Source organism: Streptomyces sp. NPDC058955, from assembly GCF_042741435.1.
Classification (GTDB): domain Bacteria; phylum Actinomycetota; class Actinomycetes; order Streptomycetales; family Streptomycetaceae; genus Streptomyces.
Map to the genome: position 1 here is coordinate 5944 of NZ_JBHYKM010000023.1, position 13972 is coordinate 19915.

At 72.5% G+C, this 13972-nt stretch carries 9 protein-coding genes; 2 read left to right on the forward strand and 7 right to left on the reverse strand.

What is annotated here, in order from left to right:
- Window positions 1-62 precede the first annotated feature (62 nt).
- The 6 genes from ACFW1I_RS11965 to ACFW1I_RS11990 all read right to left on the reverse strand — a co-directional run bounded on the left by ACFW1I_RS11965 (window position 63) and on the right by ACFW1I_RS11990 (window position 9802).
- Entirely contained in the window at window positions 63-3872 is a 3810-nt protein-coding gene (locus ACFW1I_RS11965) for a multifunctional oxoglutarate decarboxylase/oxoglutarate dehydrogenase thiamine pyrophosphate-binding subunit/dihydrolipoyllysine-residue succinyltransferase subunit (protein ID WP_384669034.1), read from the reverse strand.
- Between the two features lie 269 nt (window positions 3873-4141).
- Complete coding sequence (locus ACFW1I_RS11970; protein ID WP_384669036.1) at window positions 4142-5236, reverse strand: ATP-binding protein; 1095 nt, start codon at window positions 5234-5236, stop codon at window positions 4142-4144.
- Window positions 5233-5967 (reverse strand): response regulator transcription factor, encoded by a 735-nt coding sequence (locus ACFW1I_RS11975; RefSeq protein ID WP_376602855.1) that lies wholly within the window; start codon window positions 5965-5967, stop codon window positions 5233-5235. Before ACFW1I_RS11975 ends, ACFW1I_RS11970 begins: the two co-directional genes overlap by 4 nt.
- 60 nt (window positions 5968-6027) lie before the next feature.
- Window positions 6028-6711: a spermidine synthase gene (locus ACFW1I_RS11980; protein ID WP_384669038.1), complete on the reverse strand. Its 684-nt coding sequence runs from the start codon at window positions 6709-6711 to the stop codon at window positions 6028-6030.
- A gap of 117 nt (window positions 6712-6828) precedes the next feature.
- Entirely contained in the window at window positions 6829-7899 is a 1071-nt protein-coding gene (gene surE, locus ACFW1I_RS11985; protein WP_384669040.1) for a 5'/3'-nucleotidase SurE, read from the reverse strand.
- A 157-nt stretch (window positions 7900-8056) separates the two neighbouring features.
- Entirely contained in the window at window positions 8057-9802 is a 1746-nt protein-coding gene (locus ACFW1I_RS11990) for a glycoside hydrolase family 3 protein (protein ID WP_384669042.1), read from the reverse strand.
- A gap of 211 nt (window positions 9803-10013) precedes the next feature.
- Here ACFW1I_RS11990 and ACFW1I_RS11995 point away from each other — a divergent pair, with 211 nt between their 5' ends.
- Window positions 10014-10655 (forward strand): TetR/AcrR family transcriptional regulator, encoded by a 642-nt coding sequence (locus ACFW1I_RS11995; RefSeq protein ID WP_384669043.1) that lies wholly within the window; start codon window positions 10014-10016, stop codon window positions 10653-10655.
- 137 nt (window positions 10656-10792) lie between these two features.
- Here the strand turns inward: ACFW1I_RS11995 and ACFW1I_RS12000 are convergent, their stop codons facing one another.
- Window positions 10793-11296, reverse strand: a complete 504-nt coding sequence (locus ACFW1I_RS12000; protein WP_384669044.1) for a hypothetical protein — start codon at window positions 11294-11296, stop codon at window positions 10793-10795.
- A 168-nt stretch (window positions 11297-11464) separates the two neighbouring features.
- On the opposite strand from ACFW1I_RS12000, the gene lon reads away from it, so the two are divergent.
- Entirely contained in the window at window positions 11465-13876 is a 2412-nt protein-coding gene (lon, locus tag ACFW1I_RS12005) for an endopeptidase La (RefSeq protein ID WP_384669045.1), read from the forward strand.
- Window positions 13877-13972 lie beyond the last annotated feature (96 nt).

Here is a 13972-nt window from a genome sequence, read left to right on the forward strand (position 1 = left end):
GCGCGCGCGCGCCGCCCCCGCGCGGGGCGCGCCCCGCCGCGCTCCCGTACGGGGTGCCGACGTCAGGCGTCGAAGACCTCGTTGACCAGCTGCTGCTGCTCCGCCTGGTGACGCTTGGCCGAGCCGACCGCCGGGGACGAGGAGTGCGGGCGGGAGATCCGGCGCAGGCGCTCGCCCGCCGGGATGTCCGCGCCGACCGCCAGGTCGAGGTGGTCGATCAGGTTGAGCGCGATGAACGGCCACGCACCCTGGTTCGCCGGCTCCTCCTGCGCCCAGATGTACTTCGCGGCGTTCGGGTACTTGGCGATCTCGGCCTGGAGCTCGGCACCCGGCAGCGGGTACAGGCGCTCCAGACGGATGATCGCGGTCTCCGTGTCGCCGCGCTTCTGCCGCTCGGCCTCCAGGTCGTAGTAGACCTTGCCGGCGCAGAAGACGACCTTGCGGACGTCGGCCGGGTTGGTCGTACCCGCCTCGACGGCGGTGTCGCCGATCACCGGGCGGAAGCCGCCGGTGGTGAACTCCTCCACCTTGGACGCCGCGGCCTTCAGACGCAGCATCGACTTCGGGGTGAAGACGATGAGCGGCTTGTGGTGCGGGTTGTGCACCTGCCAGCGCAGGAGGTGGAAGTAGTTCGACGGCAGCGTCGGCATGGCGACCGTCATGTTGTCCTGGGCGCACATCTGGAGGAAGCGCTCCGGGCGGGCGGACGAGTGGTCCGGGCCCTGGCCCTCGTAGCCGTGCGGCAGCAGCAGGGTGACGCCGGAGGTCTGGCCCCACTTCTGCTCGGCCGAGGAGATGAACTCGTCGACGACGGTCTGGGCGCCGTTGACGAAGTCGCCGAACTGCGCCTCCCAGACCACCAGGGAGCTCGGGCGGGCCAGCGAGTAGCCGTACTCGAAGCCCATCGCCGCGTACTCGCTGAGCAGCGAGTCGTAGACGTTGAAGTGGGCCTGGTCCTCGGTCAGGTAGAGCAGCGGGGTGTAGTCCTCGCCGGTCTCCTGGTCGACCAGGACCGCGTGGCGCTGGCCGAAGGTGCCGCGGCGGGAGTCCTGGCCCGACAGGCGGACCGGGGTGCCCTCCATCAGCAGGGAGCCGATGGCGAGGGTCTCGCCGAAGCCCCAGTCGATGGTGCCGTCGTCGATCGAGGCCGCGCGGCGCTGCAGCTGCGGCAGCAGGCGCGGGTGGACCGTGACCCGCTCCGGGATGTTGGTCTGCGACTCGGCGATCCGCTTCACGACCTCCTGGGAGACCGCGGTGGTGACGGCGACCGGGAACTCGGCCTGCGCGTCCGGCACGTGGGCCGGCGCCGGGGCGGCGGTGGCCTCGCGGACCTCCGCGAACACCTTCTCCAGCTGGCCCTGGAAGTCCTGGAGCGCCTGCTCCGCCTCTTCCAGGGTGATGTCGCCGCGACCGATGAGCGACTCGGTGTACAGCTTGCGCACCGAACGCTTCTTGTCGATCAGGTTGTACATCTGCGGGTTGGTGAACTGCGGGTTGTCGCCCTCGTTGTGACCGCGACGGCGGTAGCAGATGAGGTCGATCACGACGTCCTTGTTGAACGTCTGGCGGAACTCGAAGGCGAGCCGCGCGACGCGGACCACGGCCTCCGGGTCGTCGCCGTTCACGTGGAAGATCGGCGCCTCGATCATGCGGGCCACGTCGGTGGCGTACATGGAGGAGCGGGACGACTCGGGAGCCGCCGTGAAGCCGACCTGGTTGTTGATGACGATGTGGACCGTGCCGCCGGTGCGGTAGCCGCGCAGCTGCGACATGTTCAGGGTCTCGGCCACCACGCCCTGGCCCGCGAAGGCCGCGTCGCCGTGCAGGGCCACCGGCAGGACGGTGAAGTCCGTGCCGCCCTTGTTGATGACGTCCTGCTTGGCGCGGACGACACCCTCCAGGACCGGGTCGACCGCCTCCAGGTGGGAGGGGTTGGCGACCAGGGAGACCTTGATCTGCTCGCCGTCGAGACCGGTGAAGGTGCCCTCGGCGCCCAGGTGGTACTTGACGTCGCCGGAGCCGTGCATCGACTTCGGGTCGAGGTTGCCCTCGAACTCGCGGAAGATCTGCGCGTACGACTTGCCCACGATGTTCGCGAGGACGTTCAGGCGGCCGCGGTGGGCCATGCCGATGACGACCTCGTCCAGGCGGGACTCGGCGGCGGAGTCGATGACCGCGTCGAGCAGCGGGATGACGGACTCGCCGCCCTCCAGGGAGAAGCGCTTCTGGCCGACGTACTTCGTCTGCAGGAAGGTCTCGAACGCCTCGGCCGAGTTCAGGCGGCGGAGGATGCGGAGCTGCTCCTCGCGCTCCACGCGCGCGTGGGGACGCTCGACGCGGTCCTGGATCCACTTGCGCTGCTTCGGGTCCTGGATGTGCATGAACTCGATGCCGGTGGTGCGGCAGTACGAGTCGCGCAGGACGCCGAGGATGTCGCGGAGCTTCATCATCGACTTGCCGGCGAAGCCGCCGACCGCGAACTCGCGCTCCAGGTCCCACAGGGTGAGGCCGTGCTCGGTGATGTCCAGGTCGGGGTGCTTGCGCTGCTTGTACTCCAGCGGGTCGGTGTCGGCCATGACGTGGCCGCGGACCCGGTAGGAGTGGATCAGCTCGAAGACGCGGGCGGCCTTGGTGACGTCGTCGTCGTGGGAGGCGTCGATGTCCTTGAGCCAGCGGACCGGCTCGTAGGGGATCCGCAGCGACTTGAAGATCTCGTCGTAGAACTCGTTCTCGCCGAGGAGGAGGTTCGCGACGATCCGCAGGAACTCGCCGGAGGCGGCACCCTGGATGACCCGGTGGTCGTAGGTCGAGGTCAGGGTCATGACCTTGGAGATGCCCAGCTTGTTCAGGGTGTCCTGGGAGGTGCCCTGGAACTCGGCCGGGTAGTCCATCGAGCCGACGCCCATGATGACCGACTGTCCGGGCATCAGACGCGGCACGGAGTGGACCGTGCCGAGGCCGCCGGGGTTGGTCAGGGAGACGGTGACGCCGGAGAAGTCCTCCATCGTCAGCTTGCCCACGCGGGCGCGCTTGACGATGTCCTCGTACGCCTGCCAGAACTCGAAGAAGTTGAGCGTCTCGGCCTTCTTGATGCCCGCGACGACGAGCTGGCGGTCGCCGTTCGGCTTCACCAGGTCGATGGCGAGACCGAAGTTCACGTGCTCCGGCTTGACCAGGGTCGGCTTGCCGTCCTTCTCCGCGAAGGAGTAGTTCATCGACGGCATGGCCTTGATCGCCTGCACCATGGCGTAGCCGATGAGGTGGGTGAAGGAGATCTTCCCGCCCCGGGCGCGCTTCAGGTGGTTGTTGATGACGATCCGGTTGTCGAAGAGCAGCTTCACCGGGACGGCGCGGACGGACGTGGCCGTCGGCACCTCCAGCGAGGCGTTCATGTTCTTCGCGACCGCGGCGGCCGGGCCACGGAGCGTGATCAGCTCGGGGCCGGCGGGCGCCTCGGCGGCCGGGGCGGCCTTGGCGGGCGCCGGGGCGGCGGCCGGGGCCGGCTTCACGGCGGCCGGAGCGGCCTGGGCGGGCTTCGCCGGAGCCGCGGCCGGAGCGGCGGCGGGCGCCGGGGCCGGGGCGGGCACGGCGGCGGCCGGAGCGGCAGGTGCGGCCTGTGCGGGGCCCGCCTGCTGCGCCGAGGGCGCGGCCGTCGTGGTGGCGGCCGGGGCGGACGGGGTCTCCGCCGCACCCGGCTTGTAGTCGGCGAAGAAGTCCCACCAGGCACGATCGACCGAATTCGGGTCCTGGAGGTACTGCTGGTAGATCTCGTCGACGAGCCACTCATTGGCACCGAAGGCGGCTGCGGGGCTCACGCCACGCCCGTCTTGGTCGGCCGGGGAGCTCGGGGTACTGGGGGACTGAGACGACACGGCGGCAACCGCCCTCTTCCGCTTCGCAAGGTGATGGACAGCGGAAATAAAGGCTACGCCTGTCCGGCCGGGACGTGCAGGCCGGGCACTCCAACGTCGCGCAAGTCACACTTGACGGCGTGTTTCGACACCGTGAATGGCGGGAAACAAGCGGGGTTCCGCATCAGTGAGGGTACGGAAAAGCGCGGGCTACGGCCCCCTTCGGCCGTTCCCTGACCACGTCCTGCCACTGATCACGCAGAACGTTCGCTTCCGGTTCGAACCCTACGTCAATCGCGAAGGGGAAGGCTGCCCGGAAGAGTGACGCGGATGCGGCACCCGCGTGAAGATTCGGCCACGCCGATCCCGCCACCGTGCAGATCCACCGCCCAGCGCGCGATCGCCAGACCGAGCCCGGTGCCCCCGTCGCTCCCCGGCCCCTGCCGGTCCGGGGCCGTCCCCCGGTTGAACCGCTCGAAGACCTTGTGCCGCTCCTGCTCCGGGATGCCCGGACCCTCGTCCTCGACCACCAGCTCCAGCGACTCCGGATACGGGCCGCGCCGGGCCCGCACCGTCACGCGCCCGTGCGGCGGGGAGTGCTTCACCGCGTTGTCGATCAGGTTCGCCATCACCTGGTGCAGCCGCTCCACGTCCGCGTACGCGGTCAGGTCGGACGGCGACACGTCCAGATGCAGATGCACGTCCGTACGCCGGTGCAGACCGGACGTCGAGGGCAGACCGCGCTGCGCGGCGGCCAGGTTCGCCTCCCGCAGCACCCCGGACAGATAGGGCCACACCTCGAAACGGCGCACCCGCAGCTGTACGACACCGTTGTCGAGCCGCGACAGGTCGAGCAGCGTCTCCACCAGCCGGCCCAGCCGCTCGGTCTGCTTCAGCGCCGACCGCATCGTCTCCGGATCGGCCTCCGAGACCCCGTCGACCACGTTCTCCAGCACCGCCCGCAGCGCCGCGATCGGCGTGCGCAGCTCGTGCGAGACATTGGCGACCAGCTCCTTGCGGTGCCGGTCCACCGCCTCCAGGTCGTCCGCCATGCGGTTGATCGTCGAGGCCAGGTCGCCCAGCTCGTCGCGCCGGTCCGCGCCCCGCACCCGCCGTGAGAAGTCACCGCGCGAGATCGACCCCGCCACCGTGTTCATCTCGTCCAGCGGCGCCGTCAGCGACTGCGCCACGAACTGGGTGATCAGCAGCGTCGCGATCATCGCGAAGATCGTGATGTACCGGAACTCGGTGGACGTCCGGATCGCCACCAGGGCGAGACCCGAGGTCAGCAGCACCGCGCCGACGACCAGCGCGCCCAGCTTCGTCTTGATCGAGATCACGATCCGGCGCCGGGACCCTCCGGTGCGCCGCCCCGGCCGGCTCACGACGCCGGGGTCTCCAGCGCGTACCCGACCCCGTGCACCGTACGGATCCGCTCGGCGCCGATCTTCCGGCGCAGCGCCTTGATGTGGCTGTCCACGGTCCGGGTGCCGGAGGCGTCCGCCCAGTCCCACACCTCGGCCAGCAGCTGCTCCCGGGAGAGCACCGCGCGCGGGGTGTTGGCCAGACAGACCAGCAGGTCGAACTCGGTCGGCGTCAGGTGGACGTCCTCCGCCCGCACCCGGACCCGGCGCTGCGCGTGGTCGATCTCCAGCTCGCCCAGCCGCAGGATCCCGCTGCGCGGGGTCACGGCGGCGAGCGCGGCCCGCTCCACCCGGCGCAGCAGCACGTGCACCCGGGCGGCCAGCTCGCGCATGGAGAAAGGCTTCGTCATGTAGTCGTCGGCACCGACGCCGAGACCGACCAGCATGTCGGTCTCGTCGTCCCGGGCCGTGAGCATCAGCACCGGCACCGGGCGCTGCGCCTGCACCCGGCGGCAGACCTCCAGGCCGTCGAAGCCGGGCAGCATCACGTCGAGGACCATCAGGTCCGGCTGCCACGCCTCGGCCGCCTCGACGGCCGCCGGGCCGTCGGTGGCCGTCTGGACCAGGAAGCCCTCCGCGCGCAGCCGGGCGGAGACGGCCTCCACGATCGTCGCGTCGTCCTCGACGACCAGGACGCGCCGCTGGGCCCCCGGAGTCGCCGCACCCTGGTGAGTGGTGTGTGTCTGCTCCATTGCCCCGCCTCGCGTCGCCGATGTCGGTGCAGCAGCCTAGAGGTACCGGCGGCGTCCCGGCTACGCAGGCCGGATGCCGAGGTGGACCACGTCGGGGACGCCCCGGGCAACGGGGATCTCTTCCGTCCGTACCCCGCTGAATCCGGCATTCCGCAAGGACTCCTCGAAATCGCCGGACGGCCGCGCCGACCACACGGCGAGCACCCCGCCGGGGTTCAGCCGGGCCGCGCAGGACGCCAACCCCCGTGCCCCGTAAAGGGATTGGTTATCCTCCGTGACCGTCCAGTCCGGACCGTTGTCGATGTCCAGACAGAGCGCGTCATAGGTGTCGCCGGACGTCTCCAGGTACGCCACCAGGTCCGTGTGCAGGATCACGGTCCGCTCGTCGGCGAGCGCGTGTCCGGAGAGCGCGGCGAGCGGGCCGCTCCGGTGCCAGTCGATGATCGCCTCCTCCCGCTCGACCACCGCGATCCGCCCCCAGCGCGGGTCGGCGGCGGCGTGGAGGAGGGAGAAGCCGACGCCGAGCCCGCCGATCAGGACGGACGCGCCCGCGCGCGCCCGCGCGGGGAGGGCCTCCATCGCCGCGTCCACGAGCAGCCGCTCGGAGCGCCCGTCGGAGGTGTCCATCAGGAAGGTGCCGTTGGCGATGATCTCGAAGTCGGTGCGGTCCCCGGCGTCCCGGCGCCGCAGCACGACCTCTCCGTACGGGCCCTCGCGGCGGTCGAGGGTGACGGGGCTGTTCATGATCACTCCGTGTCTCGTCGTGCGGTACGCGTCGTCCCGGCCATCCTCGCGGAGCGCGGACGGCCGGGACAAACACGTTTCGGAGCCGAGGGGTGACGGAGCGGCATCGGGCCGGCGCTACGGGCGCGGGGCCTCGCGCTCCACGTACCGCTGGACCGCCTTCAGGTCGCGCCGGGCGTCGACCGGGGTGCCGTAGGTGCGGTCCCAGGTGATCGGGGCGACGGTCACGTGGCCCTCGGCCAGCAGCCAGGTCGAGTCGGCGTCCGGGCGGTGCTCGACGCACTCGCCCTCGCTCTCGTCCCCCTCGCACAGGCCGAGCGCGATGTCGAAGGTGTCGCCCGAACCGCGCTGCTCGTACGCGTGGTAGACCACCGCCCCGTCGCCGACCCGAGTCCACACCGGGGCCTTCGCCCGCTGCCCGGCGCTCACGTCCGGGTAGTCGACCTTCAGGGCGAAGGCGGAGGTGAGCAGCCCCCGCTCCCTGAGGCCCGCGACGAACCGCGCGCCGAACTCGGCGTGCGCCCGGTAGTTCTCGCGCGGGAAGTACGTCTGGCTCTCGTCGCCCGAGGAGGAGAACGCGATCGCCGGGACCTCCTGGTCGATCGCGGCCACGGCCGCGCCGACGGTCCCCGAGTCGTTGACGCTCGCGGCGATGTTCGGGCCCGAGTTGATGCCGGTGAGGACCAGGTCGGGGGCGCCCTGCCAGCCGACCTCGGCCGCCAGCCCGCCGCGCAGGGCCAGCTTCACGGTGTCCGCCGGGGTCGCGCTGGGGGAGTCCGGCGCGCAGCCGCCCTCGGCGAGGCAGACGCCGAAGACGGCGCCCCCGGACGGCGCCCCCGCGCAGTCGCCCTCGTACCCGGCGGGCAGCGCGGTGCGGCGCTGGGCGGTCAGGGCCCCGCCGTTGGTCACGGCCGTGCCCTTGCCGGACTGCACCTGCCAGGGGGCCATCACCACGACGTCGGCCCCCCCGGCGCACATCGCGCGGCGGAGCTCGTACAGGCCGAGCCCGTCCGCGTTGCTCGCCTTCGCGGCCCGCATGGAGTCGTCGTTGGAGAGGAGGATCCGCAGGCCGGCGAGCGGACGGCGCCCGTCGTGCGCGCCCTCCGCGGCGGGGGTGGTCGCGTAGGCGGTGGCGCCCAGGCCGGCGAGTACGGCTGCTGCCGTGGTCAGCGCGAGGGTACGGCGCATGGCGGTGCGTCCTTTCATGGGCATGACATTGGAGGGGAGGTGACGGGGATGGGACGGAGCGGGAGAAGGGGATCCGGGGCCCGGCCCCCCACGGGCGGGCCCCGGATCGCGCGGGGTCGTCAGGATCCCCGCGGTCTGTGGGGTGCGGTTCGCCGGGTCAGAGCGTCAGGCCGTGCCCGTACGGGAACACCGGATCCTCCGTGTCGTTCGGTACGTCCGGGCGGGCCGCGCGGACCGCGGCCATCGAGCGCGGCAGCTCGAAGGGGAGCCGGCCCTCGGGGCGGGCGCGGCCGAAGGCGACGTCGAGGACGGCGGCGTCGCTCGCGCCGTAGTCGGCGAGGAGGGCGGCGGCCCGGGCGGCGATCTCGGGGAGGACGGCCGGGCGCTCCAGGTGGACGCAGACGACGGTGGGCACGGTGGCGAGGAGGCGGAGGATCCGGTCGAGTTCCGGTGCGTCGAAGGCGAGCGAGCCGGAGTGGAAGAAGGACTCGAAGCGGCCGGGGCGTTCCTCGTGGGGGGTGCGGAGGCGGAGGACGGCGAGGTCGGCGGCGTCCGGGGTGGCGACGACCTCGCCGTAGCCGGCCGCGACCGCGGGGTCGACGCCCTCGACGTACAGCCGGGGGGAGCCGGTGAGCGGCAGGGGGCCGTCGGTGAGGACGGTGAGCGAGCGGCGCTGGGCGGCGGCGCCGGCGGCGGTGAAGTCGGCGCGGCCGACGGTCTCGGCGGCCTCGTCGGGGTCCACGTACCGGCGTTCGTCGAAGAGGCCGAGCAGGAACTTCTCGCGCAGCAGGCGCCGTACGGAGGCGTCGACGCGGGCCTCGGGGATCCGGCCGGAGGCCATCAGCTCCACGATCACCTCGGGGCACTGCTCGCCGCCGAACTGGTCGACGCCCGCGTCCAGCGCCTTCGCGGCCCGCTCGGCCACGCTCAGGTGCTCGACGCCCCAGGCGCGGGCCGGGTGCGGCTCGCCGAGGATCACCGAGTCGGTGAGCAGGCCCCAGTCGGTGCAGACGATCCCGCCGAAGCCCAGCTCCTCGCGGAGCAGGCCGGTGACGACGCCCCGGTTGAAGCCGAAGCCGACCTCCTCCCAGTCGGTGCCGACCGGCTGTCCGTAATACGGCATCACCTGCGAGCAGCCGGCGGCGATCGCCGCCCGGAAGGGCTCCAGGTGGTGGTCGCGCATGCCGCCCGGGTAGACCTGCTCCTTGCCGTGCGGGAAGTGCGGGTCCTCGCCGTCCTTCTGGGGGCCGCCGCCGGGGAAGTGCTTGACCATGGCGGCGACCGAGTCCGGGCCGAGCGTCCCGCCCTGGAGGCCGCGGACGTACGCCGCCGCCAGTTCGCCGGTCAGCTTCGCGTCGGAGCCGAAGGTGCCGGACTGGCGGGACCAGCGGGGTTCGGTCGCGAGGTCGATCTGCGGGTGGAGCGCGGTGCGGAAGCCGACGGAGAGGTACTCGCGGCGGACGGTGTCGGCGAAGCGGAACACCAGCTCCGGGTCGCGCAGGGCGGCCAGGCCGAGGGGCTCGGGCCAGGCGGAGAAGGCGCCGGCGCCGAAGGAGGCGCCGAGGTGGTCGGTGAAGGCGTGGCGCGGGTCGGTGGAGAGGCTGACCGGGATGCCGAGGCGGGTCTCGGCGGCCATCGACTGGATCGCGTTGTGCCACCGGGCCGTCTCGCGGGGGCCGTGGCTGCCGAGCAGGTTGAAGTGGGTGAGGCCGCGGTCGGTGATCAGCTCGGGGGTGGTGGGCCGGGAGGTCGAGTCGTCGGGCTCGGTGACCGGCGTGCCGTCCGGGTTCATCGTCAGGATCGTGTGGAAGAGCTGACCGGCCTTCTCCTCCGGCGTCATCCGGGAGAGCAGGTCCGCCACGCGCTCGTCCACGGGGCGACCGGCGTCCTGATAGGGGTGCATCGCGTCCGTACCTGCCTTTCGTGACGAGCGGACGGGGGCGAACGGGGCCGGCGAACCGCGCCCCGGGGCCTGTGCGGGGCCCTGTGGGGGAGCGGTGCCGTCCTCGACGGGCACAGGCTAAGCGCGAAAACCGAGTGGGTACTAGGTTTGTCATCTGTGAGCCGGGTCACACGCGAAAGGGGTGCGTCGAGGGCCGGGCTAAGGTGTCCGCATGCCGGAGAAGAAGGCCACCACGGGCGGAAGAAAGGCAGGTCGCGGCGGTTACGCCGTCGGCGACGCCCGCCGTCGGCTGATCCTGGACACCGCCGTCGACCACTTCGGGCAGTGGGGGTTCCACGCCTCCTCCCTCGCCCGCATCGCCCATGACTGCGGCATCACCCAGGGCGGTCTGCTGCACCACTTCCGCAGCAAGGAGGACCTGCTCCTCTCGGTCCTGGCGCAGAGCGAGGAGCACGACGTCCAGCGCCTCCTCGGCATCGGACCGGGGTCGTACGCGGCCTACCTCGACGCCCTCGTCCGGCTCGTCGAGGACAACACCCGGCGCCCCGGCATCGTCCGCATGTTCAACGTCCTCGTCGGCGAGTCCGGGAACGTCGGCCACCCCGCCCACACCTACTTCAAGGACCGGTACGCGCGCGTGCTCGCGCACAGCGTCGAACGCCTGGAGGAGGCCGTCCGGCGCGGCGAACTCCGCCCCGACATCGACTGCCAGGGCATCGCCCGGGAGTACCTGGCCGTCATGGACGGCCTCCAGATCCAGTGGGCCCTCGCCCCCGACACCCTGGACATGCCCGCCCGGGTACGGGACTACCTCCAGCGCCAGTACGCGGCGATCCGCGCGACACCGGAATGACCCCGGACCCCTAGCCCCCGCCCGGCCGCGGCCCGCGCCACGCGAGCCCGGTGAGCCCGAGCGTGTTCCGTACGGCCGCGAGCGCGGATGGGGCCATCGTCCGCTCCGCGTGCGGCCCCGCCAGGTCGCCCTCCTTGTCACGGCGAGGTCGGCGGGCCGCCCTCCGGGAGGGCGTCGAGGACGCGCTGGAGGGCGGCGGGTCGGTCGCCGTCGCCCGCGACGACCGTCCGGTCGTGGTACGTCACGGCGTACCGGAAGCCGTCGGCGACGGGCGGGCCGGTCGGCTGCTCGGGCACGCGCGCGTAGGCGGGGTCTTCGAGGGCGGCGCGCAGTGCGGCGAGGTCGGTGGCGGTCATCCGGCCGGTGCGGGGCTCGCCGCTCCTGGACCGGACGGTCCAGCTTCCGTCCTCGCGCACCACGAGCCGGTTGTCCACGCCGGCGAATCCGCCGCTCACGCCGACCTCGACGAGCACGGCGCCGGACCGCGGGTCCGCGGGGGCTTCGGTGACCGTCGTCCCGCCGCTCGTGCCCGCGACCGGCGGGACGTCGGCGTCGGCGCATCCGCCCACCGCGACCACCAGCGCCGCCACCATCGCCGGCACCGCACCCCACACCCGTCCACGCCGCACACGAGACTCCATGGGCCCGAGCATGCCCGCCGCCGGGCCCGGGCGCAGCCGGAACGCGCGACGGGGCCGGAACCGGGCGCTCCCCGCGTGATCGCTCACAGCGAACAAGCCGCGGGGAACATTCCTGCGCTCACATGCATTGAGTCGGCATAGCTCAACTTGACTGCCGAAGGGGAGATCATGGCTTCTGTCTCCAAGCCGTCCGTGCCGCTCACTCTGCCTGTGCTGCCGCTCGATGACGAGGTCGTGCTGCCCGGGATGGTCGTGCCGCTCGATCTGTCGGACAACGAGGTCCGGGCCGCCGTCGAGGCCGCTCAGGCCGCCGGCCGCGGAGCCGCCGGGAAGCCGCGGGTGCTGCTGGTGCCGCGGGTGGACGGGACGTACGCCGGGACCGGCGTGCTCGGGATCGTCGAGCAGGTGGGACGCCTGTCGGACGGCGACCCGGGCGCGCTGATCCGGGGCATCGGACGGGTGCGGATCGGGGCCGGGACGACCGGGCCCGGCGCGGCGCTGTGGGTCGAGGGGACCGTGGTCGAGGAGACCGTTCCCGAGCCCCTGCCCGGATCCGTGACCGAGCTGGTCACCGCGTACAAGGCGCTCGTCACCAGCTGGCTGAAGAAGCGCGGTGCCTGGCAGGTCGTCGACCGGGTGCAGCAGATCGACGGGGTCGGCGCGCTCGCCGACAACTCCGGCTACTCGCCCTTCCTCACCGTCGAGCAGAAGGTGGCGCTCCTGGAGACCGCCGACCCGGTCGCCCGGCTGAAGCTCGCCACCGCCCAGCTCCGCGAGCACCTCGCCGAGCAGGACGTCGCCGAGACCATCGCCAAGGACGTCCAGGAGGGCGTCGACAAGCAGCAGCGCGAGTTCCTGCTCCGCCGCCAGCTCGAAGCCGTCCGCAAGGAGCTGCGCGAGCTGAACGGCGAGAAGGACGGCGAGGAGTCCGACGACTACCGCGCCCGCGTGGAGGCCGCCGACCTGCCCGAGTCGGTCCGCGAGGCCGCGCTCAAGGAGGTCGAGAAGCTGGAGCGGTCCAGCGACCAGTCGCCCGAGGGCTCCTGGATCCGGACCTGGCTCGACACCGTCCTCGAACTGCCGTGGAACGAGCGGACCGAGGACCGGTACGACATCCAGGGCGCCAAGGCCGTCCTGGACGCCGAGCACGCCGGCCTGGAGGACGTGAAGGAGCGCATCACCGAGTACCTGGCCGTGCGCAAGCGGCGCTCCGAGCGCGGACTCGGCGTCGTCGGCGGGCGGCGCGGCGGCGCCGTGCTCGCGCTCGTCGGCCCGCCCGGCGTCGGCAAGACCTCGCTCGGCGAGTCCGTCGCCCACGCCATGGGCCGCACGTTCGTCCGCGTCGCCCTCGGCGGCGTCCGGGACGAGGCCGAGATCCGCGGCCACCGGCGGACGTACGTGGGCGCCCTGCCCGGCCGGATCGTCCGCGCGATCAAGGAGGCCGGCTCGATGAACCCGGTCGTCCTCCTCGACGAGATCGACAAGGTCGGCTCCGACTTCCGCGGCGACCCCGCCGCGGCCCTGCTCGAAGTCCTCGACCCGGCACAGAACCACACCTTCCGCGACCACTACCTGGAGGTCGAACTCGACCTCAGCGACGTCGTCTTCCTCGCCACCGCCAATGTGCTCGAAGCCATCCCGGAGGCCCTGCTCGACCGCATGGAGCTGGTCCGCCTCGACGGCTACACCGAGGACGAGAAGGTCGTCATCGCCCGTGACCACCTGCTGCCCCGGCAGCTGGAGCGGGCCGGCCTGGAGGCCGGCGAGGTCGTCCTGGAGGAGGCGTCGCTGCGGAAGCTGGCCGGCGAGTACACCCGGGAGGCCGGCGTCCGCACCCTGGAGCGGGCCATCGCCCGGCTGCTGCGCAAGGTGGCGGCCCAGCACGAACTCGGCGACCGCGAGCTGCCGTTCACGGTCACGCCCGAGGACCTGCGGGCCCTCATCGGACGCCCGCACCACGTGCCCGAGTCCGCCCAGGACCCGGCCGAGCGGCGGACGGCCGTGCCCGGTGTCGCCACCGGTCTGGCCGTGACCGGCGCGGGCGGCGACGTCCTCTACGTCGAGGCGTCCCTCGCCGACCCGGAGACCGGCGCCGCCGGGCTGACCCTCACCGGCCAGCTGGGCGACGTGATGAAGGAGTCCGCGCAGATCGCGCTCTCCTTCCTCCGCTCGCACGGCGCGGAGCTGGAGCTGCCCGTGACCGGTCTGAAGGACCGGGGCGTGCACATCCACTTCCCGGCGGGCGCGGTCCCGAAGGACGGACCGAGCGCGGGCATCACCATGACGACCGCGCTGGCCTCGCTGCTGAGCGGCCGGCTGGTCCGCACCGACGTGGCCATGACCGGCGAGGTCTCCCTCACCGGCCGGGTCCTGCCCATCGGCGGCCTGAAGCAGAAGCTGCTCGCCGCGCACCGGGCCGGGATCACCACGGTGGTCATCCCCAAGCGGAACGAGGCCGACCTGGACGACGTCCCGGCCGAGGTCCTGGAGAAGCTGGAGGTCCACCCGGTGACCGACGTCCGCCAGGTCCTGGAGATCGCCCTGGCCCCGGCGGAGGTCCCGGTGCCGGTCGCCGCCTGACCCGCACCGACGACGAGGCCCCCGGTACGCGCGCGGAACGGGGGGCGACCCCCGGCGCAAGCCCGGGGGGTACACCCCACCGCCGCCACCATAAAC